The following is a 26,309-nucleotide window of genomic DNA, read 5'->3' as shown; positions in this document are numbered from 1 at the left end:
CGGTCGGCTGGCTAGCGTGAAAGGCGGGACCACCCACCGAGCGCGAAGGAGTCAGGGCCATGGCTGTACGACCGGAGGGCACTCCGTGCTGGGCCGACGCGATGTTCGCCGACCTGGAGGGAGCGAAGAGCTTCTACGGTGATGTGCTGGGCTGGACGTTCGGCGAGTCCTCGTCGGAGTTCGGCGACTACACGCAGGCGTACGCCGACGGCAAGGCGGTCGCCGCGGTGGTGCCCCCGATGCCCGGCCAGGAGGGCCCGTCGGCCTGGTGCCTGTACCTGGCCTCGCCGGACGCGGAGGCCACCGCGGCGAAGATCCGGGACAACGGCGGCGAGACGCTGATGGACCCCATGCAGGTCGGCGATTTCGGCACGATGCTGCTGGCCCGCGACCCGAGCGGCGTCGTCTTCGGTGTGTGGCAGGCCGGCAGCCACGAGGGCTTCGAGGCGGAGAGGGTGCCCGGCGCGTTCTGCTGGGCCGAGGTCTTCACCCGGGAGCCCGAGAAGTCCGACGCCTTCTTCCCCGCCGTCTTCCCCTACACGATGGTGAAGATCGCGGACGAGCACGTCGACTTCAGGATGTTCAACCTCGGCGACAGGACCGTCATGGGGCGGATGAAGATGGGCGAGGAGTTCCCGCCCGAGGTCCCGCCGCACCTGAACGTGTACTTCACCGTCGCCGACTGCGACGCGGCGGTCGCGAAGGCCACCGAGCGCGGCGGCGTCCTGCGGTTCGGCCCGATGACCATGCCGTTCGGCCGGTTCGCCGCACTGACGGACCCGCAGGGCGCGGCGTTCTCCGTCATCGACGTCCACACCACCGAGGGCGAGATCCCCACGACGACTCCGGTCTCCTGACCTGTCTCCCGAGCGCGGCGTCCCGCCCGGCGGCCGGCCGCGACCGCCCGAGTTGCGGGGGCGCCGCGCATGCGGTTGTTTCGGTAGTAGGGATGCCGGCGGGGTACGTACGCACGCGGCCCCGGTCCCCTGGCTGGGGGTGAGACCACCGTGCTGTTCGCCGACCGCGTGGACGCGGGACAGCAGCTCGCCGAAGCGCTCCACCACCTCGAACGGGAGAAGCCCGTCGTGCTGGGACTGCCCCGCGGCGGTGTCCCGGTGGCCTTCCAGGTGGCCCAGACCCTCGGTGCCGAACTCGATGTGATCGTCGTCCGCAAGCTCGGCGTACCGCACCACGAGGAGGTGGCGTTCGGCGCCATCGGCGAGGGCGGGGTACGGGTCGTCAACGACGACGTCGCCGGCCGGCTGCGGGTGGGGAAGCAGGATCTCGCGGCGGTCGAACGGGTCGAGGAGGCGGAGCTCGTACGCCGGGCCCAGGTGTACCGCGCCGGCCGGGCCCGGACCCCGCTCGACGGCCGGACGGTGATCGTCGTGGACGACGGCTTCGCGACCGGCGCCACGGCCGAGGCGGCCTGCCTGGTGGTACGGGCGCAGCAGCCGGCGCGGCTGGTGGTGGCCGTACCGGTGGCGCCGCCGGAGGCGGTCGTGCGGCTGCGCCGGAGCGCGGACGAGGTGGTGTGCCTGTCGGTGCCGCGCCTGTTCTACGCGGTCGGCGAGTGGTACCGGGACTTCTCCCAGACGTCCGACGAGGAGGTCGTCACCCTGCTGGCACAGGCCAGGAACAGCGGCCATGTGACACCGGGCTGCGACTGAGCGAGCGGGTACGGCCCCGCCCGGTCACGGGTCAGTCCGCGCAGTAGGCGTCCCGCTCCGGGCGGACCCCGGTGTTCAGGAACGTGGTGACCGCCCGGTCGCCGCAGGCGTTCCCGTGGCCCAGGTACATGCCGTGCCCGCCGTGGTCGACGGCCACCAGGCGGGCCCGGTCGCCGAAGGCCGCGCGCATCTTCAGGGCGCCGGAGTAGGGGGTCGCCGGGTCGCGCAGGCCCTGGATCATCAGGACGTTGGACGGTCCCCGGTCCGTGATCCTGGTCGGCTGCTCGGCGGGGGCGTCCTTCCAGAAGGTGCACGGGGTGATGTTCGCCGTCATCCCGGCGGTCAGCGGGTACTTCACGCGGTCGGCGGCGACGGCCCGCTCGTACGAGGAGACCGTGCCCTGCCAGCGCACGTCGTTGCAGATCACGCCGACCGTGACCGCCGCGTCCGCGTCCGGGATCGGCCCGCTCAGCGCATCGGGCAGGACCGGCTTCGCCGAGGGGTCACCGGCCGCCCGGACGAGCCCCGCGAGCCCGGCAAAGGCGTCGTCCTCGTACAGGGCCAGCTGGACCGCCTGGCGCAGCCGGTTGCCGGTCAGCGGGACGCCCGGCGTGGTGGACTCCCTCGGTTCACGGTCCAGTCGCGCCGCCAGGTCCAGCACCAGCGGCTGCACGTCCTCGGCCCGCTGCGCGAGTCGCAGCCCCTCCGCGTCCCTGGCCGGGTCCGAGGCCCAGCGCGCGAAGTCGGGGAAGCGGTCGGCCGCCCCCACCGCCATGTTCGCCAGCCAGCCCTTGGCGACGCGCGACGGGTTCGGGTCGCCGCTGCTGTCCAGCACCCAACGGTCGGTGTGCTGCGGGTACTTCTGCGCGTACACGGCTCCCACGTAGGTGCCGTACGAGCTGCCCCAGGCCGACAGCTTCTCCTCGCCGAGGGCCTGCCGGAAGCGGTCGATGTCCCGTACTTCATTGGCCGTGGTGAGGTTCTTCAGCATCGCTCCGCCGTTGCGGGCGCAGGCTTCGGCGACGCGCCGGGAGCGGGTGACGTTCTCGGTGATCGAGCCGTCGGCACCGGGCCAGGACCGAAGGTTCACCAGCTCCCGGTCCTCCGGGTCGAGCCCGCAGCTCGCCTTCGGGCTGCCGCCGACCCCGCGCGGGTCGAGGCTCACGATGTCGTACCGCCCCTCCGTCTCCCGCTGCAACCTCTCCCCCTTCTGCGTCACCCGCTGCACCCCGGAGGAGCCCGGACCGCCCGGGATCACGATCAGCGTCCCGCGCCGGGCGGCCGGGCGGTCGCTGCGGACCCGGGTCACCGCGAGGGAGATCTGCGGGCCGCCCGGGTCGCGGTAGTCGAGCGGTACGGGAAGCTCGGCGCACTCCTGCCCGGCGGGGCCGCCGTCCTGCGCACACGGCCGCCAGGAGAGCGCGGTTGCGGGGTTGGACGACGCGGCGGCCGGCGAGGGCGCGGCCCCGGTGAGCGCGGTGGCGACGGCGGTGACGGACAGGGCGACGAAGGCGGCTGATTTTCCGTAAGTCCTCATGGAACAAGCCTTGTTGAGTGAGCGTCGGCAACCCATCCGGGAGGCACGACGGAATGCGGTGGGGTTAGCCCCCGGCCGCCCGTCGCGGACAACGAGAAGCCCCACCACGCTTTGCGGGATGAGGCCTTCGCGCTTACATGCGCCGGTTGGGGCGGTCAGACGGTGCCGAACTCTCCGGCCTTGACGCCCGCCACGAAGGAGGCGAACGAGGCAGCGGGAACGTTCAGCACCGGGCCGCCGGGGTTCTTGGAGTCACGGACGGGGACCACGCCGCGCGGGGCGACGAGATTGGCGGCGACCTCGATGCAGTTGCCGCCGTTGGAGCTGTACGAAGACTTGAACCAGCGGGGTGACTCGGTCGTGGTCGTCACGGGGTGCCCTTTCGTGCCTCGTTGATCATGGCCACCGATGCCGCCTGGGACAGCGCTTCGGCCTGTAGCTGATGGTAGGACGCCAGCAAGGGGAGCACCAAGGTCGTATCGCGTTCCAGATGGCCCCGCATCTGGGATTCCGCGTACGCGACTGCGGACAGGTCCGACAGCGTGAGCAGGTTCATCGGAAGGTTGAACGGGCGGCGCTCCGCCATGTCGAAGGGGGCAATCTGGAGCACGGTGTTCGGCAGCTCGGCGAATTCCAGCAGCCGGTCGAGCTGGGCGGCCACTACCTCGTCCCCGCCGACCCGTCTGCGGATACAACTTTCGTCCATCACCACCAGCATCGTGGGAGGTCGAGGCCGCACCAGCACAGCCTGACGCTCAGCCAGAAACGAGACGCGGTCTCCCGCTTGCTCGGACGTGATGGAGCCGCGCCACACATCGCCTTCCGCCAACGCTCGCGCGTACTCCGGCGTCTGCAACAGCCCAGGGACGATCCCGACTTCGTAGAGCCGGATCTCCACTGCACGTCCTTCGTAGCCCACGTACTGCGGGAACCCCTCCAGCAGCGAGCCATGCCGGATCTCGCGGTACTGGCGTTCGAAGGTGTCTGCTGTTTCCCCGGTGCCGAAAACCTGGTCCGCGTTGCGCGAGAACCGAAGAGTCGGCATCTTGCGACCAGTTTCGACGGCGGACACATGCGTGCCGGAGTAGCCCAGCCGCTCGGCTAACTCCTCCTGTTTCCATCCGTGCTCCTCTCTCAAGCTGCGGATGCGTGCGCCGAAGGCGGCTTCCGGGCTGCTCTCGGGGTCCAGCTCCTTGCGATTCAACTGCTGTCACCTGACTTTTCGTTCGCGCCGAACAAGTTGAAGCACTCCCGACTCTAGGCCAATCTGAACCCCCTTAGTAGTGGAATGACTACGGAGAGGAGTTTTCCGTGCTCGCCGAGAACAGGCGTGAAACAGAAGGCTGTTGTCCCGAGTGCCAGAAGCTCCGGCTGGCCGAGGCCCTCGCCAATGATCAGCGCGACCACAGCGGGGCGACCGACTGCCGGGTGCTGCTCCAGCGTCACCGGCGCACGGCGGACTGCACGGAACGGGGGTCGGCGTGAAGGAGCAAGAGCCGGTTCCCGAGCCGGAGTTCCCCGAGTTCAACCCGCTGCGCTGGCCCCCCTGCGAGTGCGCGCGGTGCCGCTCCGGCGGGGACGCCGACGCAGCGGACTCCACGTCGATACGGCAGCTCCGGGCCAGGGTCACCGAGGAGAACGGGCTGCGCAGCTCCCTCCGGCGGACGCGGTGAGGGCGCCGGCCCACCGCGCTCGTCACACTTCCCCTCCGCCGTCCGTCAGTGCGGTGAGGGCGCGGCGAGAACGCGGCCGCGACCGCGACGGACATCGAAGGGGACCACATCATGCAGGCACGTATCGAGAACCCGGCGGAGATCCTTCCCGAGGCCCTGCCACCCGTGCTGGGCCTGGTCAAGGCCATCGGCAAGGGCGGACTGCCGGAGACCACGCTGGAACTGGTCGGGCTGCGGGTCAGCCAGATCAACGGCTGCACCTTCTGCGTCGACGGGCACGTACGCAACGCCCGGAAGGCCGGTGAGAGCGACGAGCGGCTCTTCGCCGTGTCGGCCTGGAGCGACGCGCCGTACTTCACCGACGCCGAGCGTGCCGCGCTGGCGCTCGCGGAGCACGCGACCCGGCTCAGCGACCGCTCCGACCCGGTGCCGGACGCCATCTGGGACGAGGCCGCCCGGCACTTCAGCGAGAAGCAGCTCTCCGCCCTGGTGCTCTCCATCGGTCTGACGAACCTGTTCAACCGCGTCAACGTCACCACCAAGCAGCCCCCGGGCAAGACCTGGTAGGTCGAGCACCGGGGGCTGTACGGGGGGCCTCACCGGACGGGAGCGGGCCGCCCGGAACCGTCAGTCCGACGGCTTCCGGGCGGTCTCCTTGATGAAGAAGCCGGCCAGTGCGCCGATCACCAGCAGGATCGGCATCATCAGCAGGGCGGTGCCGTAGTCGGACAGGCCGGGGTTGTCCGGGAGCAGTCGGCCGGGCACGGCCTGGAGCACACCGCCGACGATGAAGCAGATGCCGTTGACGATGGCCGCGGAGCTGCCGACCAGGGCACCGCCGACGGACTCCCCGGCCACGGTGAAGCCCAGCATGTGCGCCCCGGCGAACAGCCCGACGGCGAACATCACGACCATGGAGACGCTGTTGGTCTCCTTGGGCAGATAGATCAGCAGGGCGATGGCCACCGCCTGGAGCAGTACGCCGACGACCGCCGGGGTGCGGCGGTTGTGCCAGTGGTCGGAGAGCAGGTTGAACACCGGCGCGCCGACCGCGAGGCCCAGCCAGGACATGGCGGTCAGCGTCGCGGCGAACCCCGGGTCGGCGCCGCGCGCCTCCATCACCCGGGGCCCCCACAGCACGCCGACGGCCAGCATCGAGCCGAAGGAGACCCCGGCGAGCACGGACGACAGCACCACGTTGCGGTTGGCGAAGCACTTGCCGAGGTCCTTGAAGATGCTGGCGAACAGCGGCGGCCTGGCGGTGGCCTGCCGGAGCGCTTCCGGCCCCGGCGCGGGATTGCGTACGAGCAGGACGAACAGCACGATCAGCAGCACGCCCATCGCGCCGAAGCCGTTGAGCAGCTGCTGCCAGGTCATGTGGTCGAGCTGCCAGGAGATGGCCGGCTGGCCCACCGCGGAGCCCAGCGAGGCCAGCATCTGCACCAGGCCGAACATCAGCCCGTAGCGGGCCGCCGGGAACCACTGACCGCCGACGTAGCCCGCGCCGACGAAGCCGAAGGACGAGCCGATGGCCAGCACGATCTGGGCGAGGACGAGCGTGGCCATGTTCGTCGTCTGCGCGTACAGGAAGGCGCCCGCGGTGACGAACGCGACGCCGATCGCGAGCAGCGGACGCGTACCGAAGCGGTCCAGCAGCGCCCCGCTGAAGAACTGGCACAGCGCGAACGCCCAGGTGTAGACCGAGCTCGCGAGGCTGATCTGGGCGACCGTGAGGGACGCGGTCTTCTGGATCTCCGGGGAGACGACGGCGTACCCGGTCTGGATGGCGAACAGCCAGACCACGAAGAGCGCGCAGAGCACCCAGATGACCCAGGCCTCGACCCCGCCGATGGTGCGGTGCGGGCCGTGCAGGATGCGGGCGCCGGGATGGTTACGGTGCTCGGCGGCGGGCCGGTCGGTGTCCGTGGTGGTCGACATGTCAGGCCTCCCGGTCGTGGGCGAGGGCGCCGGCCACGTAGGTCGCGCGCACGGTCCGGTCGTCGCCCATCACGGCCAGGACGAAGAGCAGTTCCTCGATGTCCTCGACCCTGGCGGTGCGCTGGGCGAGCAGCGGGGTGGCCTCGGGGTCCAGGATCACGAAGTCCGCCTCCTGGCCGGGTTCGAGGGAGCCGATGGTGTCTTCGAGGCCGAGGGCCTCCGCGCCGCCGCGGGTGGCGAGGTAGAACGCCTTGACGGAGTCCAGCGGGTAGTTGGTCAGCTCGGCGACCTTGTACGCCTCGTTCATCGTGGACAGCAGCGAGAAGCTGGTGCCGGCGCCGATGTCCGTACCCAGTCCGACCTTCATCGGGTGCCTGGGGTCCTTGGCGTCGTGGACGTGGAAGAGGCCGCTGCCCAGGAAGAGGTTGGAGGTCGGGCAGTGCGACACGGCGGTGCCGGTCTCGGCGCAGCGGTCGCGCTCGCGGCCGGTCAGATGGACGCCGTGGGCGAGTACGGCGCCGTCACCGAGGAGCCCGTAGTGGTCGTACACGTCGAGGTAGCCGCGGCGTTCGGGGAACAGGGACCGCACCCAGGAGATCTCGCCGGTGTTCTCCGAGACATGGGTGTGGACGAGGGTCCCTGGGTTCTCCTTCCACAACTGCCCTGCCGCTTCGAGCTGTTCGGGGGTGCTGGTGGGTGCGAAGCGCGGTGTGATGGCGTAGAGGTTGCGGCCCTTGCCGTGCCACCGCTCGATGAGCTTCCTGGAGTCCTCGTAGCCGGACTGCGCGGTGTCCAGGAGGGCGTCGGGGGCGTTGCGGTCCATCAGGACCTTGCCGCCCACCATGCGCATGTCGCGCCTGGACGCCTCCTCGAAGAGGGCGTCGGCCGAGTCCGGGTGGACGGCGGCGAAGGTGAGCGCGGTGGTGGTGCCGTTGCGCAGCAGTTCGTCGCAGAAGGCGGAGGCGACCCTGCGGGCGTAGGCGCCGTCGGCGAAGCGCTGCTCCTCGACGAAGGTGTAGTGGTTCAGCCAGTCGATGAGCTGCGAGCCGAACGCGGCGATGATGCCGGTCTGCACGTAGTGGATGTGCGTGTCGATGAATCCGGCGCTGATGACGTGACCCGGGTAGTGCACGGGTGTGACACCCGGGGGTATGCGGTCGCGCAGGGCCGTGTAGTCACCGGCCGCGGTGATCCTCCCGTTCTCGCATATCAGCAGGCCGTCCGGTTCATGGACGAAGGCGTCCTCCCGGCTCGTCAGGAACGGGTCGTTCCGGTAGCGGACGAGGGTGCCTCGAACAGCGGTGGTGGTGGCGGTGGCGGTCTGCGGGGAGCCGGTCGTCATCTCGGGCGTACCTCCGGGTGCGACAGCGTGTACGACGTCCTGACAGTTGAGCCGTCGGAGTCACGCAGCGCCGGATGGGCGGGGCCGAACGGGTGACGGGGCCGGGGCCCGGGGCGGTGGCCGCCGCCCGCGCCGTGCGGGCCGTTCGGGTGAGCGGCCCGGGATGCCCTGCCCGGGACGCCCGGCCCGGGCGGCGGCGATAGCCTGGTGCGTGGAGCAGGCAGGAGACATGTGCCCATGGGAGCCCCCAATCCGCAAGGATCCGTCGTCGCGGTGGTGGCGCTGGGTGGTGCGATCGGAGCGTGTGCCCGCTACGGGGCCACGCTGATCTGGCCCACCGCCCCGGGCGGCTTCCCGTGGACGACGCTGATCGTGAACGCCGTCGGATGCGCGGTGATCGGCGTGTTCATGGTGGTGATCAGCGAGGTGTGGTCGGCGCACCGGCTGGTGCGGCCGTTCTTCGGCACGGGGGTGCTCGGCGGGTTCACCACGTTCTCAACGTACGCGGTGGACATCCAGCGCCTGGTCGACGTCGGCCGGGTCCGTGCGGGCCTGGGTTATCTGGGACTGACGCTGTTCGCGGCTCTCGCGGCGGTGTGGAGTGCGGTGTGGGCGACCCGCCGCGTGCTGGCCTGGAGGCAGCCATGACGACCCCGGAGACGGAACGGGCCCTGCGCCTGACGGTGCTCGTCGGCGAGTCCGACATCTGGCACCACCGGCCGGTCTTCACCGAGATCGTGCACCGGGCGCACCGGGCGGGGCTCCCGGGTGCCAGCGTGTTCCGGGGGATCGAGGGCTTCGGCGCCTCGTCGATGATCCACACACAGCGGCTGCTGTCGCTGAGCGAGGACCTGCCGGTGGCGGTCGTGATCGTGGACACCGAGGACCGGATCCGCGCGTTCCTGCCGCTCATCGAGGAACTGGTCGCAAAAGGCGGTCTGGTCGTCCTGGACGAGTGCGAGATCGTGCGCTTCGGCGGCGGACGGGAGCGGGGCCGGTGAACTGGCTGCTGGTGATCATCGGGGCGGCGGTCGGGGCGCCGCTGCGTTATCTGACCGACCGGGCGGTGCAGTCCCGGCACGACAGCGTCTTCCCGTGGGGGACCTTCACGATCAATGTGTCGGGCTCGCTGATCCTGGGCCTGCTGACCGGCGCGGTGGCGGCCGGCGCCGCCTCCTCGCATCTGCAGCTGCTGCTCGGCACGGGACTGTGCGGGGCGCTCACCACGTACTCGACGTTCAGTTACGAGACGCTGCGGCTGGCCGAGGACGGCGCCAGGTCCTACGCGGTGGCCAATGTCGTGGGAAGTGTGGCGGCGGGGCTGGGCGCGGCGTTCGCCGGGGTCGCGCTGGCGGGGGTGCTCTGGCCGTAGGGCCTGCCGGACCCCGATCCGCCGGACAGGCCCCGGGGCCTGCGGCCGGCGTCCCCTGCCACCGCAATGCGAGGCGGTGGCAGAGGAACGCCGTTGGGGAGGAACCGTCACCGAGCGCCCGGGCGATTCAACCCGTTCCGCGCCGACAGCGGTCCGTCAGGCGCCGACGCTAGGCAACCGTTCGCGCCGCGCGCCCGGCACCACGCCGGTGCGCGGCCCGGCGCCACTCCAACGGCAGGCGCCGGCGGTCACCTGATGGGCGGGCCTTGATCCACCGGCGTCCGCGGTGGTTCGCTGAGTTGATCAGCACGATCCTGGTGATCCCGGTGATCCCCGTGATCTCCGTGATCTCCGTGATCTCCGTGATCTCCGCGATCGGTCGCGATCGGTCGTGACCGGTTGTGATCTCCGTGATCGGTCGTGATCGTCGTCCGCGAGCGAAGTGAGAGGCCTCCCGTGCCGGACAGCAGCACCACTGTTTCATCGCGTCCCGTCACCGTCGTCACCGGCGGCAGCCGGGGCATCGGCGCCGCGACCTGTATCCGTCTGGCGACCGACGGGCACGACCTCGCCCTGGGCTTCGTGAACAACGCGGAGGCCGCCGAGCGGACCGCGGCGGCGGTGCGGGCCGCGGGGGCGCGTTGCGTCACCGTACGGGTGGACACCGCCGAGGAGGCCGATGTGGAACGCCTCTTCGACACGGCGGCCGAACAGCTCGGCCCCGTGACCGGGCTGGTCAACAACGCGGGGGTGACGGGCCCGCTCGGGCGGCTCGCCGACACCTCCGCCGAGACGCTGCGCCGCGTCGTGGACGTGAACCTCCTCGGCTACCTGCTCTGCTGCCGCCGGGCCGCGAAGGACATGGCGGCCCACGGGGCGGGCGCGATCGTCAATGTCTCCTCGGCCGCCGCCACCCTCGGCAGCCCCGGGGACTTCGTGCACTACGCCGCGACCAAGGCGGCGACGGACGCGCTGACGATCGGGCTCTCCAAGGAGCTGGGGCCCGACGGCATCCGGGTCAACGCGGTCGCCCCCGGCATGGTCGACACCGACATGCACGCCACGGCGGGAGACCCGGGCCGCGCGGACGCCGCCGTCCCCGGCATCCCGCTCGGCCGCGTCGGATCCGCCCCGGAGATCGCGGCCGCGATCGCCTGGCTGCTGTCGGGCGAGGCGTCCTACGTGACCGGGACGGTCCTGCGGGTCGCGGGCGGGCGATGAACCGCGCCTCCGGGCGGGGCGGGCGAGGCTTCACAGGCGGACGGTAAGCCGCACCGCGCCCCAGGCGGGCAGGGCCTTCCGGGCGGCCGGTGAACAGCACCGCGCCTCCGGGCAGGCGGGGCTTCACAGGCGACCGATGAGCCACGCCTCCGGGCGAGGCTTCACGGGCGGACGCCGAACCGCGCATCGCTCCGGGCAGGCGGGGCTTCTCAGGCGGACGCGCGCTAGCCCCCGCGGTTGGCGCGGCGCTGCTTCGCGGCGGCGCGTGCCTCCGCGGTGGGCTGGTCGGAGCGGCGTGACCGGCCCGCCTTCGGGGACACGCTGCCCCGGCCCCGGAAGGGCACGCTCCTGGGGCGCTCCGTCACCGGTGCGCTGCCGTCGACGGGTACCCCCGAGGGCTTGCGCGCTCCGGTGATCCGGCTCAGTTCGGCCTCGCCGGAACGGACCTGGGCGATCTGCGGGGTGATCCCGGCGTCGGCCATCAGCCGGGTCATCTCGCGGCGCTGTCCCGGCAGCACCAGCGTGACGACGCTGCCGGACTCCCCGGCCCGGGCGGTGCGGCCGCCCCGGTGCAGATAGTCCTTGTGGTCGGTCGGCGGATCGACGTTGACGACCAGGTCCAGGTTGTCGATGTGGATGCCGCGCGCCGCGACGTTCGTCGCGACCAGCACCGTGATCTGGCCGCTCTTGAACCGGTCCAGGGTGCGGGTGCGCTGCGGCTGGGACTTCCCGCCGTGCAGCGCGGCGGCCCGTACCCCGCTGCCGAGCAGATGGCCGGTGAGCTTGTCCACGGCGTGCTTGGTGTCCAGGAACATCAGCACCCGGCCGTCGCGGGCCGCGATCTCGGTCGTGGTGGCGAACTTGTCGGCGCCCTGCACGTAGAGCACGTGGTGCTCCATCGTGGTCACCGCACCGGCTGCCGGGTCGACCGAGTGGACCACCGGGTCGTGCAGATAGTTGCGTACGAGCAGGTCGACATTGCGGTCCAGGGTCGCCGAGAACAGCATCCGCTGGCCCTGCGGCAGCACCAGGTCGAGCAGTTCGGTCACCTGCGGCATGAACCCCATGTCGCACATCTGGTCGGCCTCGTCGAGAACGGTGACGGAGACCCGGTCCAGCCGGCAGTCGCGGCGCTCGACGAGGTCCTTGAGCCGGCCCGGTGTGGCGACGACGACCTCGGCACCGCCGCGCAGCGCGGTGGCCTGCCGGCCGATCGACATGCCGCCGACGACGGTGGCCATCCGCAGTTTCAGCGCGCGGGCGTACGGGGTGAGCGCGTCGGTGACCTGCTGGGCCAGTTCCCGGGTGGGGACGAGGACCAGGGCCAACGGGCGGCGGGCATCGGCCCGGTTGCCCGCGATCCGGGCCAGCAGGGCCAGGCCGAAGGCGAGCGTCTTGCCGGAACCGGTCCGGCCGCGGCCCAGTACGTCGCACCCCGCGAGGGAGTTCGGCAGGGTGGCCGCCTGGATCGGGAACGGCGTGGTGACGCCCTCGGCGGTGAGCGCCGAGAGCAGCGGTCCGGGCAGTTCCAGCTCCGCGAAGGCGGAAATGGCGGGCAGCGCCGGGGTAATGGTCTTCGGCAGCGCGAACTCCCCCTGCACGGGGGCGGGCCCGCGACTGCCGGAACGGGAAGTGCGGGAGGTACGGGAATATCGGTCGTTCGAACGTGCTGTGCGATCGCGGTCCATGCAGAACCCTTCCTCGACGGGGCACGTATCGAGGAATTCGCTGCGGCGGCGGGCGGCACAGGAATCGCAAGAACGGGCCATTGACAAGCCTGGGCGAAGCCCGGCTGCGAAAAACGAGCCGCCCCGGAGCGGCTCGGGCGGCCGGCGGCCGACCCGGACGACAGCGAACCGGGGCCCGCACCCGGAGGTGCGGGCCCCGATCGTGCAAGTCGTCACAGCGCGTCGGCGCCGGAGCGGCGGGATCAGGCGGGGGTGATGTTCTCCGCCTGCGGGCCCTTCTGGCCCTGCGTGACATCGAAGTTCACCCGCTGACCTTCCTGGAGTTCACGGAAGCCGCTGGCCGCGATGTTCGAGTAGTGGGCGAAGACATCGGGACCGCCGCCGTCCTGCTCGATGAAACCGAAGCCCTTTTCCGCGTTGAACCACTTGACGGTGCCAGTAGCCATGTTCTGTCTCCTTCATGGGGGGGCAGTTCCCGGGGATGCGCACGGTGCGCATCCCACGTCGCCGCGATGATTACCCCATCCGGAAAAGCACCGGAAAACACAAAAGCGCAGCCCCCGGCACATTGAGCCGGGGAGCGCACTTGGAGTCTTCGGGAACCACAACTGCAACTGCTTCCAGAATAGCACGGCGGAAGCAGCCCGGCAGGGAAAGTAATTCCGGTACACCGGATCAGAATTCAACTCCGATCCCGATCCGATTCAGCACTTATTCCGCCCCGATTCGGCGCCCATTAGAATCGAGCCGGACATCGCGTGAATTCTCTGTCCGCCGGAAATCAATGTTCACGCGGCCGGGCCGGGCGCCGCGGCCCCGCCGGCGAGCACCCCAGGTCGACCCCGCACCGGCCCCACCCCCGGACACGCCGCCGCAGAGGACAGTTGATGACGGCCTGACCAGCAGCCATAATGCACGTGTAGCCCTTCACGCATCCCCCGTCGTGAAGGGCTACACCTATGTCCGCGCATCATGCATGTGCGTCATGCACCTTTTGTCCGTGGTGAATTTACACGGAACCCGTTGTTATCACGGGCAAGGGACTCCCCTCGTGGTCCCCTGCCCGTGTTTTTTCGAGTTAACAGTGACGTTGCGTATTTGCGCAAGCCCGTTCCCGTACCGCCCACCGCACTGAGGACGCCGCGTCAGGGTTCGTTACAGTACGAGCCCGTTGACCGAATCGACGACGGTGAACACCGATCGGACGGGAACGGACAGGTGGGGGGCCGGATGGACAGCGTCGAGGAACGCACGCCGGAGCTGCGGACGTTGCAGCAGAAGGTCGAGTACATGGTCGAGAAGACATTCCCCGGCCAGAAGATCTCGGGGCGCGTCTTCGCCGATCTGGTCAAGGAGCGCGGCGGGTCGCTCTCGCACAGCTACTTCTCCAACATCCTTGCGGGAAAGGTCACCCAGCCCTCCGAGGACATCCTCAAGGCGCTCGGTCTGGGCTTCGGCGTGGACTGGCGGTTCTTCAAGGAGGAGTCCGAGGTCGTCGACGACGTCGTCGCCGGTCTGCAGTTCCTCGCGATGCGGCGCACGGGGGAGATCAGCGGCGTGGCCGGGCGCGGCCTCGACGAGGACGGTCTCCCGCCGGAGCTGCTGCAGTTCGCGCTCTCCCTGCTGGAGGACGCCAGGGACCGGCAGGGTGCGGCCGACGGCGTCGGCGCCCATGGCGAGCCGGAGAAGTAGCCCTCCATGTCCCTGCGCGAACTACGCAAGGAGTGCGAGGCCGGGCTGGCCGATCTGCCCATCCCCGCGCCCTTCTCCATCGACGCACTGGTGGCGAACATGGAGGCGGCCCGGGGCCGCACCATCGTGCTGCACGAGATGCCCGACCGGCTGGCCCGCGTCAACGCCGCCTGCGGGCTGCGGCTGAAGACCGGCGGGACCAGCTTCGTGCTCTACCGCCGCCGGCCGACCGCGTACCAGACCCAGCACGTCATCCTGCACGAGCTGTGCCACGAGTGGTTCGACCACGGGACCTCCCTCGATCCCGAGCAACTCCGGCGCCTGCTCCCGGTCTTCGACACCTCGCTGATCAGCCGGGTCCTCGGGACCGAACCCCCGCCCTCGCCCCCGCAGCCGTCGCCGGTCGTGGCCGAGATCGCCGACGCGCTCCGGTCGGGGGACGGCACCGTGCAGGCCCGCGCGCAGTACGACACGCTCGACGAGCGGATGGCCGAGTTCGGTGCCTCGCTCATCCCCCGCATGGCCATGGACGTGACCAGCGACGACATGGTGGGGCGGCTGGCCAACTCCCTCTCCCGCCCGGTCGCCAACCGCCGCCGGGGCCTGTTCCGCCGCAGCTGACACCGACCGTCCCCGCCTCGCCTCCCCACCCCCCACCACCACCCCAAGGACCCCGCCGTGACCCCGCTCGACCTCGCCGGCTACCTCGTGGCCGCTCTGATGACGGCCGTCGCCCTGTGGCGCATGCCGGCAGCCCTGTGGGGCGACGAAGAAGACAAGCGCCGCCGGGCCCTCTGGGGCTGCTACGCGGGGTTCGCCGCCGCGCTGTGGACCAAGACCCGGGCCGTACGGCTCGCGCTCAACGACAGCGCCGTCACCGACCTCGCCGTCCTCATCAAGCACTACACGGCGACGATCGCGATCCTGGCGATCCTCAGCTACATCGTCGCGATCTACGGCCGGTACCCCGACGGCGGAACCGTGCCGCGCCATGTGCGGTTCGCCCGTGCCATCCAGCAGGTGGCGACGAAGGCGTCGATCGCCACACTGATCCTGCTGACGGTGCTGTTCTTCACCGTCGTCGACCGCTCCGTCCCCTCGGACCGCTTCGTCGCCGACCACGCGGGACAGTGGGGGGCCACGCTGTACATGAGCGTGTTCTACCTCTACTTGGGCGCCGCGTCCGCCGTCTGCGCGTACCAGTGGGCACTGGCCACCGCCAATGCCGGGCTCCGTTACCTGCGGGTGGGGCTCGGGATGATGACGTTCGCCATGTTCATCGGGGTCGGCTACACCGTCAGCCGGACCCTGTTCCTGTGGGTCAGCGTCGTCGACAACCCGAGCGAGTCCTTCGCGCTCCGCTTCGACGAGATCACCGAGGCCGCGCAGGTGGTGCTGTTCGCCTTCTTCGCCGTGGGCGCCTCCATCCCCGCCCTCAGCAAGGGGCAGCGGCGCGCGAAGCTCTGGCGGGCCCAGGTCAAACTGCACGGCCTCTGGCGCGAGTTGATGACCGCCTTCCCCGAGCAGCCCTTCGACCCCCCGGCCTCCCTGGCCCGCGAACTCACCCGCTTCGACACCCCCGCGGACCTGCGGATCGACCGCTGGGCCGCCGACATCGCCGACGCGGTGGAGAAGCTGCGCCACTACGTGCCCGACACCCTGCTCCCGGCCGCGAAGGCCGCCGCGGCGGCAGACGGCGGCACGGACCCGGACCGGGCGGGCCCGCTCGCCGAGGCGTACTGGATCAAGGCGGCGCTCACCGCGAAGAACAGCGGGGCACCCGCCTCCGTCGCCGCGGCGGTGGAGACCCAGCACGCCACCGACCAGGACGGCGAGGTGGCCTGGCTGGTCCGGGTCGCCACCGCCTACCGGACGGTCCCGCAGAACCGGGCGGCACAGGTGCTGGCGGATGCCGCACCCACCCCGTCCACCGCAAGCGCAACCGCAACCGCAGCGCCCCGCACGGCCTCCACCGAGGAGACGGCATGACCCCCACCGGCAACACCGCCACCCCCGACAACACCGACACCACCGACACCACCGCGTCGCCGGACCACGCCACCGCGCGTACCGTCACCGACGTCTTCCAGCCCCGCAACCTCCTGCTCATCGGCATGCTCGGCGTCGGCCTGGCCGCCGCCGGTCACTGGACCGGTCTGCTCTGGGGATTCCTCGGCGCCCTGTGCGCGGGCCTCGTACCCGCCGGGTACATCGAGTGGGAGCGCGGGCGCGGCACCTGGGGCGACCGCCATGTCGTCGACCGCACCAAGCGGGCCCCGATCTTCTTCGTCATCCTCGGCTCCATCGGCATCGGCTCGCTGGTGATGGTCCTGGGCCACGCCCCCACCGGCATCCTCGCGGCGATGCTCGCCCTCTGGGCGATGACCGTCGTCCTGCTGGCCGTCAACACGGTCTGGAAGATCTCGGTGGACGCCGCGGTCGCCTCGGCCGTGGTCGCCCTGCTCGCCGCGGTCCACTCGCCGTGGTGGCTGCTCGCCTACACGATGACGGTCGCCGTGTGCTGGTCGCGCGTCGCGCTCGGGTACCACTCGGTGGCGCAGACCGTCGCCGGGGGCTCGCTGGGGGCGGCGACGGCGGGTGTGTTCCTGTTCGTGTGAACCGTCGTTGAAACGGCCGTCCGGCGGGGTACAGGTGCCCCGTGCCGAACTTCGAGATCACCACCGCAAGCGCCGACGACCTCACGATGCTCGCCGAATGGGCCCACGAGGAGAGCTGGAATCCCGGGCTGACCGACCGTCACGCCTTCTTCGCCGCCGATCCCCGGGGCTTCCTGATCGGCCGCCTCGACGGCGAGCCGGTCTCCTGCGTCTCCGTCGTCCGCTACGGCTCCGGTTTCGGGTTCCTCGGCTTCTACCTCACCCGGCCGCACCTGCGCGGCCGGGGATACGGCATCCGGCTCTGGCAGGCCGGCATGGCGCGGCTGGAGGGGCGCAACGTCGGGCTCGACGGGGTGGTGGCGCAGCAGCCCAACTACCGTAAGTCCGGCTTCCGTTCCGTATGGACGAACATGCGGTACGAGGGCCTGCCGCCCGCCGCCCCGGCCACCCCGGCCGGTACGGAGCTGGTCGACGGGCGCACCGTCCCGTTCGACCGGCTCGCCGCCTACGACCGCCGCTTCTTCCCGGCCGAGCGGGACAGCTTCCTCGCCCCGTGGATCGCCCACCCCACACGCATCTCCCTCGCGGCCGTCCGTGACGGGGAGCTGCGCGGCCTGGCCGTGATGCGCCCCTGCCGTGCGTCGTCGCGCATCGGTCCCGTGTACGCGGAATCGCCCGAGGTGGCGGGTGCTCTGGTCGGTGCGCTGGCGGCGGCCGATCCCGGCGTGCCGGTCGCGATCGACGTGCCCGACGTCAACCCGGCGGCGGTGCGGCTCGCCGAAGAGCTGGGCCTCACCCCGTCGTTCGAGACGGCCCGGATGTACACGGGACCGGCGCCGGACGTCGACCACGCCGGACTGTTCGGCATCACCAGCCTGGAGCTGGGCTGACGGCCGCCCGGGGTCAGGGGCTCCCGTCCGGGTCAGGTGGCGTCGGGCATCAGCGCCGCCTGGCTCCGGGTACGGGAGGCCAGCACCGCTATGTCGTCCTCGGCACCCGGACCGAACCGCTTGAGGACGTCGTCCAGCAGGCCGTCGAGGCTGCCGCCGGGCGGCAGGGCCAGTTCCTTGAGGCGTCCGACCGAGACGTCGATGTCCTCGCCGCGCCGCTCGACCAGACCGTCGGTGTACAGGAACAGCACCGTGCCCGGATCGAACTCCAGCAGCGTCGTCCGGTACCCGCCGAACCCGGTGCCGAGCGGCGGCCCCACCGCCATCTCGTCGCACACCCTGGCCCCTTCCAGCGGGTCGATCAGCACCGGTGGCAGATGCCCGGCGCTCGCCACCTCGCACGCCCCGCCGAACCGGTCGACGACGGCCAGCAGACAGGTCGCCGCCCGGTCCAGCCCGGACCGCTCCACCAGCCGGTCGAGCCGCTCCAGGATCCGGTGCGGCGGCAGCTCGTCCTCGGCGAACATCCGCAGCATGGAGCGGTAGTGGCTCATGGCGACCGCCGCCTCCACCCCGTGCCCCATCACATCGCCCATCGCCTTGAGGTGCCGCCCGTCCCGCAGCGGGATGACGTCGAACCAGTCGCCGCCGACCAGCACGCTCCGGCCGGCCGGCAGATAGCGGGTGGCGATCTCGATGTGCGGGTGCGGCGGGCGCGGTTCGGACAGCAGGGAACGCTGGAGCTCCAGGGCGATGGTGTGCTCATGGGCGTACCGGCGGGCGTGGTCGAGAGCGACGGCGGCCCGGCTCGCGAGCTCCCGGGCGACCACCACGTCCTCGTCGCTGAACACCGGTGAGTCACCCGCCCGGATCAGACCGAGGATGCCGAGCGGGCCGCTGCGCACGGTGACGGGCACGATGACCGCCGAGTGCATCCCGAGGGCGCGGTAGGCGGCGAGCCGTTCGGGGCCGGGGGCGGAGCGCAACAGCTGCTCGTCGGTGGTGAGGTTCTCCACCACCGGCCGGCCGGTGGCCAGACAGCGCGGTACGGCCGCGCTGTCCTGGTAGTCGATGTACTCGCCGGTCAGCCCGAACCCGTCCAGCTCCTCGCTCAGCCCCGGCACGGCCTTCAGCGCCGCCCGCCGCAGCCTCAGCACCCCGGGAGGCGCGGGGCGGACCGGCGGGGCGACGTCGGGCGGGAACACCTCGACCGTCGCGAGGTCCGCCAGCCCCGGCACGACGAGGTCGACGAGCTCGGCGCAGGTGGCGTCCATGTCCAGGGTGGTGCCGATCCGGGCGGCCGCGGTGTCGAGCAGGGTCAGATGGCGCCGGGCCTGCTCCAGCTCCCGCTGCTCCTTGTCCGCGGCCATGACCTCCAGCACGATCCCGGCCAGCCCCACGACCCGCCCGTCGGACTCCAGCCGGTGGAACGCCCCGTGCCACTGCCGCCGGACCGTGGCGTCCTGGGCGGTGAAGCCGCTGACGGTGATCTCGCGGGGCTTCCCGTCGGCGAGCACCGCCCGCATCATGTCCTCACGCGCGTCGAGCCCGGGAAGGACCTCGGTGACGGTACGCCCGAGATGTTCGGCGGCCGGGATGCCGTTGATCCGTTCGAGGGCCGGGTTGACGTAGAGGTAGCGCAGCCCGGTGTCGAGCACGCCCACCCCGGCCATGGTCCCGTCGACCAGGGCCGCCAGGGCACCGGGGTCGAACGGCACAGGGCTGTCCGCGTACACATCGGCCGCCACGTCCACCTCCTGGGGCGGGCGCGGACCACCCGCTGCCCGCCCCTCAATCGTCGGCCGCCCGCCCCCGCCGCGCATCCGCAGACCGCATCCGCGGACCACCGCCGCGGGCCGGGCGTCCGCCGGCCCGGCCGGGCCCGGAAGGGTTCGCGGGGCCCGGCCCCTCGATCAGTTCTCTCGTGCTGGTCAGGCCAGCGGGTGCGAGGTCCGGCCGGACACCTCGTCGATCTCGTCGTGCGCCTTCGTCAGCATCTTCATCGCCAGTTCGTTGAGCGCTCTGGCTCCCGCGATCTCTTCGCCCACCCTCGGCTGGTTCTTGTCGGAAGGATGGCGGCTCGCGTACCCGTGGGCGCGCACCTCGCTCCCGTCCGGGAGCCGCACCATGGCGGCCGCACGGGTGCGGTGGGTGTCCTCGTCGAATTCGAGTTCGATATGCCACCCGACAGTTGTCATCACCATGACGATCACCTCCCTACCAGGGTGCTCCCGTTACCGCGCCCCTGCACCACGGCACCGCACCACGGCACCGCACCACGCCCCGCTCCCACGCGGCGCGGCGGGGCCGGGCGGGCCTCTCCCGCTCCCTCGTCACGCCACGAGGTTGGGGTCGTATCCGAGCGCGAGCAGAGTCCGGCGGAAGTCCATGCCGAGGCCGGAGCGGTGGACGGCCTCGACGAACGCGCCGTGCTTGAAGGCGGTGCTCGCGTCGTGTCCCCTGATGGCGAGGACGAGTTTCTTCCCGTCCTCGGCGTTGCCGAGCAGCGTGCGCAGGGTCCGGAAGCCGACCGACGCGTTCTTGGCGTCCTGGTCGATCGTCGCGGCCGCCTTGTTCTCGTTCGACAGCTCCCCGCCGGGCCGCTTCCGCTTCTTCGTCTCGATGCTCATCAGCTCCCGGTACAGCTCGGCCAGCCTCACCTGCTGCGGAAGGATGTTCACGACGATGCTCGACGCGGGAAGCTGCGCCGGTGCCGCTCCGGCGGGCGTGGTGGTGGCGGTGGGCTGATCGGCGAGATCCTGCGGCTCGGGCTGATACATGTGCGCCGAGAGCGACGGCAGGCCGCCGACCGACAGAAGCCCGGTGTTGGTCACGGCGGCGGTCTCGATGTAGCCGCCCAGGGTCCCCGAGTTCTGCCGGGGCAGGCCGGGGAGACCGGAGTTGGTGGCCAGCGCGTGGGCGACCGGGTCCACCACGCCGTTCATGGCGTCGGCCTGCGAACCGTGCAGGTTCCTGAAGTGCGCGCCCTTGGTGAGGGTCAGCGTGGGCAGGGCCGCCCCGGTGGGCTCCTGCACCGTCCCCACCCACTGTGTCGGCACCCAGCGCTGGAACGAGACGGTCTCCGCGTACAAGTGGTCGGCCAGGGTCCGGGTGGGGTCGACCGGCGACGGCTTCTTCGCCAGTGCGTCGAGGACCGGGCCGGGAATGATGCCCGCCGCCACCAGCTGCTGTCCGGTCCGCCGGTACGTGTCCGAGGAGTACCGCACCTCGACCCGGTAGAGGAACGGCTGCCCGGTACGCATCAGTTCCTCGGGGATGCTCTCCCAGCCCCGCATCAGCCCTTGGTTGAAGTTCCTGTTCTCCTGGGGCGCGATGTTGCCGTGCACATCCGCGTCCCGTGCCTCCATCAGGGTGTGCTCGACCAGATGCCCGCCGTCGTAGGTGTTGCCCAGGTTCTGCCGCCCGAAGATGGCCCGCTCCATGACGCCGAAGTGGCCGTACGGCCCGATCACCCCGTTGTCCCGGTTGCTGCCGTCCGCGTTGCGGTGGGACGCCGGGTCGATCTCCGCGGTGACCTGTCCGGCCCGGTGGAAGCCGGTCCGGTAGTCCGCGGACCTGACCAGGCCCAGCGGGGCGAAGAGGTACTGCTCCGGCAGCCCGACTTCCCGGAAGTACTGCTCGAACGCGGTGTGCAGGCTGTCCACGGGCAGCGGAGCGTTCGTCTCCCTGGGCGTGATGCTGCTGAAGCGCGACTTCCGCTGGATCACCGGCGTCCCTGTGCCGGTGGCCGGGACGGCCCGTTGCAGGGGCTCGCCACCCCGCCGGGAATCGTCACCGGTCACGTCGGACACGGGGGACGCGGGGCTTGCGGGGACGGTGGGCACGGTGGGTACGGGCGCGGCCATGACCCGGCTCGCCGTGTTCTCCGCCTCCCGCTCGAATCGGTCGGACGGATCGGAGACCCGCAGCCCGGCCCCGTTGTCCTGCCCGCTCACCGGCCCCCGGCGCTGCTGGACGACGTGCGTCAGCTCATGCGCGAGAGTGTGCCGGTCGACGCCGCCACCACCGAGGACGATATGGCTGCCACTGGTGTAGGCGTGAGCACCGATCTCGGCGGCGGAGGCTCTGGCGGCGGTGTCGTCGTGCACACGGACATCCGAGAAGTCCGCGCCCAGCCGGGATTCCATCTCGGCACGGAGCGCGCCGTCCAACGGCCGGCCGGGCCCGCGCAGCACGTCGTGCACGGCGGAACGCTGCACGTGGGGCGCGTCCTGTTCGCCCGCGCCACCCGCCTCGCCCGCCCAGGGATGCCCGGCCTCACGAAGCATCTGCAGGACGACCGCGTTTCCCACACTGCCCTGCTGCGCCATCAGCCCCGTCGGCGGCACCCCGCGCCCCGCCACCGGAGTGGGCGCCACCGGCGTACGGGAGCGCTCGTTCCCCCTGGCCCTGTCCTGGTCCTGGGCACGCACAACGGGACCTCTTCCCCTCCGGGAACACCGACGCCTCCTGGATACGGGGTGGGCCGGGGGTACGGCTAGGGGGTTGAGGGCAGGGTGGGGTGGCCGGGCGGACAGGACGGGGTAGCCGCGCGGGCAGTGTCCGGCGGGTGTTTCCGGCGCCGCCTCGGGCGCACAGGCAACGCGGCGCCCCGTCAGGCTCCCAGCAGGTCCAGATCGAGCGTGCCGTCGACCGCCGGGGCGTCCGGCGGGAGGCAGAGCGCATCCGCGACCGGCCCGGGGAGCGGGCCCAGTCGCAGTAGTCCGGCGACGATCCGGGCCGTCAGCGCGTGCCACTCCCCCGCGCGCCGGACCATCCCGTGGTCGCTGCCCCGGATCGCGACGAGACAGGAGCGGGCACCGGCGAGCCGGGCACGGGCCGTGAGCAGTTGGGCCGCGCGAGGGCTCGTGATCCGGTCCCGGGTGCTGTGCAGCAGGACGACGTCGCGGTCCGCGAGCTGGTCGACCGGGTCGTCGTCCGGACACCAGGCGGCGAGGCCGACCACCCCGCGCACCAGCGGGTGACCGGCGGCGCGCAGGGCGGCGCGGGCCCCCATCGAGTGGCCGACCAGGACCACCGGGATCTCCCCGGCCTCGCGGCCCAGTGCGTCGAGGGCGCGTACGGCGTCGCGCAGCGGGTCCGCGCGGGGGCCGTTCCAGCCGCGGTGCACATAGCGGACGGTGCGTACGAGTACGTCTCCTCCGGCGCCGCAGGTCGCCCCGGCGACGGACCGGGCGAACGGGCGCATCCGCATGGCGGGCAGGTTCAGGGGACCGGGCAGCGGCGCGGCCGGGCCCGTCTCGACGCCGCCGTGCAGCAGGAGCACGGCCGCGGACGGGCGACGGGCGGACGGCGGACGTGCCATACGTACCTCCTGGTGCGGGAGCCGGACCCGTACCGAGCATGCTGTACGCACGGCGCGGGAAAGAAACCCGGCCACACCGGACCACGGAGGAACCGACATGGGATCGTCACCGCAACTCGGCCTGCCCGCACCGGACTTCACCCTTCCGGGCGGTGTACTCACCGGCGAGGACTTCGAACGCCGCGACTACCCGCTCGCCGGAGCGCGCGGCCGTAGCGTGGTCCTGGCCTTCTACCCGGGCGACAACACGGCCGTATGCACCAAGCAGCTCTGCTCGTACTCCTCGGGCCTGGAGGCCTTCGGCGAGCTCGACGCGGAGGTCTGGGGAATCAGTCCACAGGGTGTGGACAGCCACGAGTCCTTCGCCCGCAGCCATGGTCTGCGGATGCCGCTGCTCGCGGACACCGGACGGGACACCGCGCGGGCGTACGGCGTCGCGGCGCCCGGGATCGGGGTGCGCCGCTCGATCTTCCTCATCGGCCCCGACGGGGTGCTGCGCTGGAAGCACGTCGCGCTGCTCGGCGCCACGTACCAGTCGCTCGACAAACTCACCGAGCAGCTCTCCGGCATCAAGAGCGCGTAAAAGATTGCCGGAACCCGGCAGTACGAGCCGCCAGGCGCTTATGGGATCATCCACCCAGTTCGACGGAAATTTTCGGGGGATTTCGGGGAGATCTCGGGGAGGGTGATCACGTGACCTTGTTTCTCGGTCTCGGCATCGCGGGAATCGTTCTGCTCGCGTTGTCGCTGATCTTCGACGGAATCCTCGAAGGCCTCTTCGGCGGTGTGCTGGACGGCCTCTTCGACGGTCTGCTGTCCCTCCCGGTCATCGCCGGATTCCTCTCGATGCTCGGATTCGGCGGCGCGATCGTGCTCGGCGCCACCAGCGCCGGAACGGTCGCCGCGACCGTCGCGGGAGTGCTGGCCGGACTCGTCGCGGCCTGGCTGACCTGGAAGTTCAGCAAGGCCCTGATGCGGGACCAGACCAGCACCACACCGCGCGGCGAGGACCTCGTCGGCACGTCCGGGTCGGTCGTCACGGCCATCCCGGCCGACGGCTACGGCGAGGTCCTGCTGCGGCTCGCGGGCCAGCACGTGAAGCTGGCGGCGAAGAGCGCGGCGCCGGTGGAGCGCGGCGCCGAGATCTGGGTGGAGGCCGCACTGTCGGCCACCTCGGTCGCGGTCCGCCCCGTCGAGCGCTGAGTCCGACCACCGGACACCGAGCCCGAACCGGCGGGCGCCGAGCCCGAACCGCCGGACACCAAGTCCGAACCGCCGGACACCGAGCCCGACCCGTCGGGCACCGGCCACCGCCCGATCCCGATCCACCGCGCCACGCCGCACCGCACTGCGCCACACCGCACCGCGGCGCGGCGCACCGCCCGAGACCGAGCTGCCGTCCCCACAGGGAGGCAGGGAGGAAACCCTTATGAGCCCAGTCGTGACCGCAGTCGTCGGAGTCGTCGTACTCCTGGTGCTGCTCGCCCTCGTCGTCATCACCCGCTACAAGGTCGCCGGGCCCAGCGAGGCTTTCATCATCACCGGCCGCCGCGGCAAGAAGTCCACCGACCCGGTGACCGGCCGCACCAGCATCGACAACAGCGGCCAGAAGGTCGTCGTCGGCGGCGGCGTCTTCGTCGTCCCGTTCGTCCAGCAGAAGTTCACCCTGGACCTCTCCAGCCGGCACATCCCGATCGCGGTGCGCGGCGCCGTCACCCTGCGCGGTGTGAAGTCCAACCTGGAGGGCGTCGCGATCGTCAAGGTCGGCGGCAGCGAGGAAGCGATCCGCGCCGCGGCCCAGCGCTTCCTCCAGCAGCAGGACGGCATCGTCGGCTTCACCCAGGAAGTGCTCTCCGGTGCGCTGCGCGCCATCGTCGGCCGGATGTCGGTCGAGGACATCATCCGCGACCGGGCCGCGTTCGCCGGCCAGGTGGCGGAGGAGGCCGAGGCCAGCCTCTCCGGCCAGGGCCTGATCCTGGACGCCTTCCAGATCCAGGACATCACCACCGAGGGCTCGTACCTGGAGGACCTCGGCCGCCCCGAGGCCGCCCGCGCCAAGCAGGAGGCGGACATCGCCGAGGCGATCGCCAAGCAGGCCTCCGAGCAGGCCCGGCTGAAGGCCGCCGAGGAGATCGCCATCGCCGAGCGGACCTTCTACCTCAAGCAGGCCGAGATCAAGGCCGAGACCGAGGCGGCTGCGGCCAAGGCCAACGCGGCGGGCCCGCTCGCCGAGGCGGCCCGTCAGCAGGAAGTCCTCACCGAGCAGGAGAAGGTCGCCGAGCGCCAGGCCGCGCTGACCGACCGCGAACTCGACACCAAGGTCCGCAAGCCCGCCGACGCCGCCCGCTACCAGGCGGAGCAGGAGGCCGAGGCCCGCCGGATCGCCCAGGTCAAGGAGGCCGAGGCGGACGCCGAGCGCTCCCGGCTCACCGGTCAGGGCGAGAAGCTGCACCGCTCGGCGCTCGCCGACGCCGTGCGCATCGAGGGCGAGGCGGAGGCCGCGGCCATCGCGGCGAAGGGCACGGCCGAGGCCGAGGCCATGCAGAAGAAGGCGGACGCCTTCGCGCAGTACGGCGACGCGGCCGTGCTCCAGATGCTGGTCGAGGTGCTGCCGCAGGTCGTCGCCAAGGCGTCCGAGCCGCTGAGCGCCGTCGACAAGATGACCGTGATCTCGACGGACGGCGCGAGCCAACTGTCGCGTACGGTCGCCGACAACGTCGCCCAGGGCATGGAACTCCTCAGCTCCACCACGGGAGTCGACCTCGCCGCCCTGCTGAAGAACCTCAAGGGCTCGGGCGCCGGGGCAAAGGTCCCGGCCCAGCCGGAGGCCGCCCAGGACGGCGCCCAGAACGGCAAGATCGAGATCACCGACTGACCGGGCCGCTCCGGCGGCCTCGCGTGCCCGGGTGGTCGCACACCACCCGGGCACGCCCATGTCCGGGCTCAGTCCGCGAGATCCACCCGCACGGTCAGCAGATCCGTACCCACCGCCCGCACGACGGCGCTGTTGTAACGCGGCAGGGTCCTGAGCCTGGCCCGGGCGTCGTCCTGGGGCAGCGGGTGCGCGGTCCCGTCGTACCAGCGACCCGCGATACGGACCCGGACCCGGGGGTCGGCCCGGATGTTGCGGATGTACTGCGACTTGTCGCCGTACTCGGAGACCAGCCAGAACTCCTGGCCCACACGGCGACCGCCGACCGGGGTACGGCGCGGCAGCCCGGAGGACCGCCCCGTCGTCTCCAGCAGGATCTGCGATCCCGACCGCCTGGCCAGCGGGTTCACCACGTGCCGCTGGAGCGACGCGACCGCCCTGAACTTCAGATCCCGAAAGTCCGCCATCGC

At 71.4% G+C, this 26,309-nt stretch carries 28 protein-coding genes and 1 pseudogene; 17 read left to right on the top strand and 12 right to left on the bottom strand.

The window, feature by feature from the left end:
* Nucleotides 1-59 precede the first annotated feature (59 nt).
* On the top strand, nt 60-857 hold the full coding sequence (locus AB0D53_RS25410) for a VOC family protein (RefSeq protein ID WP_362450395.1): 798 nt from the start codon (nt 60-62) through the stop codon (nt 855-857).
* Between the two features lie 150 nt (nt 858-1,007).
* Nucleotides 1,008-1,634: pseudogene (locus tag AB0D53_RS25405) on the top strand (phosphoribosyltransferase); the annotation flags it as partial.
* Nucleotides 1,635-1,701: 67 nt separating this feature from the next.
* Here AB0D53_RS25405 and AB0D53_RS25400 read toward each other — a convergent pair.
* The 3 genes from AB0D53_RS25400 to AB0D53_RS25390 all read right to left on the bottom strand — a co-directional run bounded on the left by AB0D53_RS25400 (nt 1,702) and on the right by AB0D53_RS25390 (nt 4,411).
* Entirely contained in the window at nt 1,702-3,207 is a 1,506-nt protein-coding gene (locus tag AB0D53_RS25400) for an alpha/beta hydrolase (protein ID WP_362450392.1), read from the bottom strand.
* A gap of 155 nt (nt 3,208-3,362) precedes the next feature.
* Nucleotides 3,363-3,578 carry a DUF397 domain-containing protein gene (locus AB0D53_RS25395; protein ID WP_362450390.1) on the bottom strand — a complete coding sequence of 72 codons (216 nt, stop codon included), beginning with the start codon at nt 3,576-3,578 and terminating at the stop codon, nt 3,363-3,365.
* A complete protein-coding gene (locus AB0D53_RS25390) occupies nt 3,575-4,411 on the bottom strand; it encodes a helix-turn-helix transcriptional regulator (protein WP_362450387.1) in 837 nt (278 codons plus the stop codon). Before AB0D53_RS25390 ends, AB0D53_RS25395 begins: the two co-directional genes overlap by 4 nt.
* A 107-nt stretch (nt 4,412-4,518) precedes the next feature.
* Here AB0D53_RS25390 and AB0D53_RS25385 point away from each other — a divergent pair, with 107 nt between their 5' ends.
* The 3 genes from AB0D53_RS25385 to AB0D53_RS25375 all read left to right on the top strand — a co-directional run bounded on the left by AB0D53_RS25385 (nt 4,519) and on the right by AB0D53_RS25375 (nt 5,447).
* Nucleotides 4,519-4,692 (top strand): hypothetical protein, encoded by a 174-nt coding sequence (locus AB0D53_RS25385; protein ID WP_362450385.1) that lies wholly within the window; start codon nt 4,519-4,521, stop codon nt 4,690-4,692.
* The gene (locus AB0D53_RS25380) at nt 4,689-4,880 is read left to right on the top strand and encodes a hypothetical protein (RefSeq protein WP_362450382.1); all 192 of its coding nucleotides are present in this window, start codon (nt 4,689-4,691) and stop codon (nt 4,878-4,880) included. The genes AB0D53_RS25385 and AB0D53_RS25380 overlap by 4 nt, the downstream gene beginning before the upstream one ends.
* A 111-nt stretch (nt 4,881-4,991) precedes the next feature.
* Nucleotides 4,992-5,447: a carboxymuconolactone decarboxylase family protein gene (locus AB0D53_RS25375; RefSeq protein ID WP_362450380.1), complete on the top strand. Its 456-nt coding sequence runs from the start codon at nt 4,992-4,994 to the stop codon at nt 5,445-5,447.
* 60 nt (nt 5,448-5,507) lie between these two features.
* Here the strand turns inward: AB0D53_RS25375 and AB0D53_RS25370 are convergent, their stop codons facing one another.
* The gene (locus AB0D53_RS25370) at nt 5,508-6,818 is read right to left on the bottom strand and encodes an MFS transporter (protein WP_362450376.1); all 1,311 of its coding nucleotides are present in this window, start codon (nt 6,816-6,818) and stop codon (nt 5,508-5,510) included.
* A gap of 1 nt (nt 6,819) precedes the next feature.
* The gene (gene guaD / locus AB0D53_RS25365) at nt 6,820-8,160 is read right to left on the bottom strand and encodes a guanine deaminase (RefSeq protein ID WP_362450374.1); all 1,341 of its coding nucleotides are present in this window, start codon (nt 8,158-8,160) and stop codon (nt 6,820-6,822) included.
* 237 nt (nt 8,161-8,397) lie between these two features.
* Between guaD and crcB (AB0D53_RS25360) the strand changes: the two genes are divergently transcribed.
* The 4 genes from crcB (AB0D53_RS25360) to AB0D53_RS25345 all read left to right on the top strand — a co-directional run bounded on the left by crcB (AB0D53_RS25360) (nt 8,398) and on the right by AB0D53_RS25345 (nt 10,753).
* Entirely contained in the window at nt 8,398-8,808 is a 411-nt protein-coding gene (crcB, locus tag AB0D53_RS25360; protein WP_362450372.1) for a fluoride efflux transporter CrcB, read from the top strand.
* Complete coding sequence (locus tag AB0D53_RS25355) at nt 8,805-9,161, top strand: DUF190 domain-containing protein (protein ID WP_362450370.1); 357 nt, start codon at nt 8,805-8,807, stop codon at nt 9,159-9,161. Before crcB (AB0D53_RS25360) ends, AB0D53_RS25355 begins: the two co-directional genes overlap by 4 nt.
* Entirely contained in the window at nt 9,158-9,532 is a 375-nt protein-coding gene (crcB, locus tag AB0D53_RS25350; RefSeq protein ID WP_362450368.1) for a fluoride efflux transporter CrcB, read from the top strand. Before AB0D53_RS25355 ends, crcB (AB0D53_RS25350) begins: the two co-directional genes overlap by 4 nt.
* A 456-nt stretch (nt 9,533-9,988) precedes the next feature.
* A complete protein-coding gene (locus tag AB0D53_RS25345; RefSeq protein WP_362450366.1) occupies nt 9,989-10,753 on the top strand; it encodes an SDR family oxidoreductase in 765 nt (254 codons plus the stop codon).
* 224 nt (nt 10,754-10,977) lie between these two features.
* Here the strand turns inward: AB0D53_RS25345 and AB0D53_RS25340 are convergent, their stop codons facing one another.
* Both AB0D53_RS25340 and AB0D53_RS25335 read right to left on the bottom strand, forming a co-directional pair.
* Nucleotides 10,978-12,441, bottom strand: a complete 1,464-nt coding sequence (locus AB0D53_RS25340; protein WP_362450364.1) for a DEAD/DEAH box helicase — start codon at nt 12,439-12,441, stop codon at nt 10,978-10,980.
* A 242-nt stretch (nt 12,442-12,683) separates the two neighbouring features.
* On the bottom strand, nt 12,684-12,887 hold the full coding sequence (locus AB0D53_RS25335; protein ID WP_072487806.1) for a cold-shock protein: 204 nt from the start codon (nt 12,885-12,887) through the stop codon (nt 12,684-12,686).
* Between the two features lie 784 nt (nt 12,888-13,671).
* Between AB0D53_RS25335 and AB0D53_RS25330 the strand changes: the two genes are divergently transcribed.
* From AB0D53_RS25330 to AB0D53_RS25310, 5 genes are read left to right on the top strand one after another with little or no spacing between them, the layout of a single operon-like run.
* Nucleotides 13,672-14,133 (top strand): hypothetical protein, encoded by a 462-nt coding sequence (locus AB0D53_RS25330; protein ID WP_362450361.1) that lies wholly within the window; start codon nt 13,672-13,674, stop codon nt 14,131-14,133.
* A gap of 6 nt (nt 14,134-14,139) precedes the next feature.
* Entirely contained in the window at nt 14,140-14,754 is a 615-nt protein-coding gene (locus AB0D53_RS25325; RefSeq protein WP_362450359.1) for a toxin, read from the top strand.
* Nucleotides 14,755-14,811: 57 nt separating this feature from the next.
* Nucleotides 14,812-16,122, top strand: coding sequence for an MAB_1171c family putative transporter (locus AB0D53_RS25320; RefSeq protein ID WP_362450357.1), 1,311 nt, complete (start codon nt 14,812-14,814; stop codon nt 16,120-16,122).
* Entirely contained in the window at nt 16,119-16,751 is a 633-nt protein-coding gene (locus tag AB0D53_RS25315; RefSeq protein ID WP_362450354.1) for a hypothetical protein, read from the top strand. The genes AB0D53_RS25320 and AB0D53_RS25315 overlap by 4 nt, the downstream gene beginning before the upstream one ends.
* Nucleotides 16,752-16,792: 41 nt before the next feature.
* Nucleotides 16,793-17,641, top strand: coding sequence for a GNAT family N-acetyltransferase (locus AB0D53_RS25310; protein WP_362450351.1), 849 nt, complete (start codon nt 16,793-16,795; stop codon nt 17,639-17,641).
* Nucleotides 17,642-17,673: 32 nt separating this feature from the next.
* Here AB0D53_RS25310 and AB0D53_RS25305 read toward each other — a convergent pair whose 3' ends face one another.
* The 4 genes from AB0D53_RS25305 to AB0D53_RS25290 form a co-directional block, all read right to left on the bottom strand.
* Complete coding sequence (locus AB0D53_RS25305; protein WP_362450349.1) at nt 17,674-19,389, bottom strand: SpoIIE family protein phosphatase; 1,716 nt, start codon at nt 19,387-19,389, stop codon at nt 17,674-17,676.
* A 183-nt stretch (nt 19,390-19,572) separates the two neighbouring features.
* Nucleotides 19,573-19,845 (bottom strand): DUF1876 domain-containing protein, encoded by a 273-nt coding sequence (locus AB0D53_RS25300; protein ID WP_362450346.1) that lies wholly within the window; start codon nt 19,843-19,845, stop codon nt 19,573-19,575.
* A 129-nt stretch (nt 19,846-19,974) separates the two neighbouring features.
* The gene (locus AB0D53_RS25295) at nt 19,975-22,020 is read right to left on the bottom strand and encodes a DUF4157 domain-containing protein (protein ID WP_362450598.1); all 2,046 of its coding nucleotides are present in this window, start codon (nt 22,018-22,020) and stop codon (nt 19,975-19,977) included.
* A gap of 236 nt (nt 22,021-22,256) precedes the next feature.
* Nucleotides 22,257-22,967, bottom strand: a complete 711-nt coding sequence (locus AB0D53_RS25290; protein WP_362450344.1) for an alpha/beta hydrolase — start codon at nt 22,965-22,967, stop codon at nt 22,257-22,259.
* A 97-nt stretch (nt 22,968-23,064) separates the two neighbouring features.
* Between AB0D53_RS25290 and AB0D53_RS25285 the strand changes: the two genes are divergently transcribed.
* The 3 genes from AB0D53_RS25285 (at nt 23,065) to AB0D53_RS25275 (ending at nt 25,842) form a co-directional block, all read left to right on the top strand.
* Nucleotides 23,065-23,550, top strand: coding sequence for a peroxiredoxin (locus AB0D53_RS25285; RefSeq protein ID WP_362450342.1), 486 nt, complete (start codon nt 23,065-23,067; stop codon nt 23,548-23,550).
* Between the two features lie 110 nt (nt 23,551-23,660).
* Nucleotides 23,661-24,170 (top strand): hypothetical protein, encoded by a 510-nt coding sequence (locus AB0D53_RS25280; RefSeq protein WP_362450339.1) that lies wholly within the window; start codon nt 23,661-23,663, stop codon nt 24,168-24,170.
* Nucleotides 24,171-24,396: 226 nt separating this feature from the next.
* Entirely contained in the window at nt 24,397-25,842 is a 1,446-nt protein-coding gene (locus tag AB0D53_RS25275; RefSeq protein ID WP_362450336.1) for an SPFH domain-containing protein, read from the top strand.
* Nucleotides 25,843-25,910: 68 nt separating this feature from the next.
* Here AB0D53_RS25275 and AB0D53_RS25270 read toward each other — a convergent pair whose 3' ends face one another.
* On the bottom strand, nt 25,911-26,306 hold the full coding sequence (locus tag AB0D53_RS25270; protein ID WP_362450334.1) for a nitroreductase/quinone reductase family protein: 396 nt from the start codon (nt 26,304-26,306) through the stop codon (nt 25,911-25,913).
* Between the last annotated feature and the right edge of the window lie 3 nt (nt 26,307-26,309).

Source organism: Streptomyces sp. NPDC048295 (assembly GCF_040652135.1).
Lineage (GTDB): Bacteria > Actinomycetota > Actinomycetes > Streptomycetales > Streptomycetaceae > Streptomyces.
The sequence above is the reverse complement of the archived record's forward strand: the minus strand, read 5'-3'. Positions and strand labels throughout refer to the sequence as shown.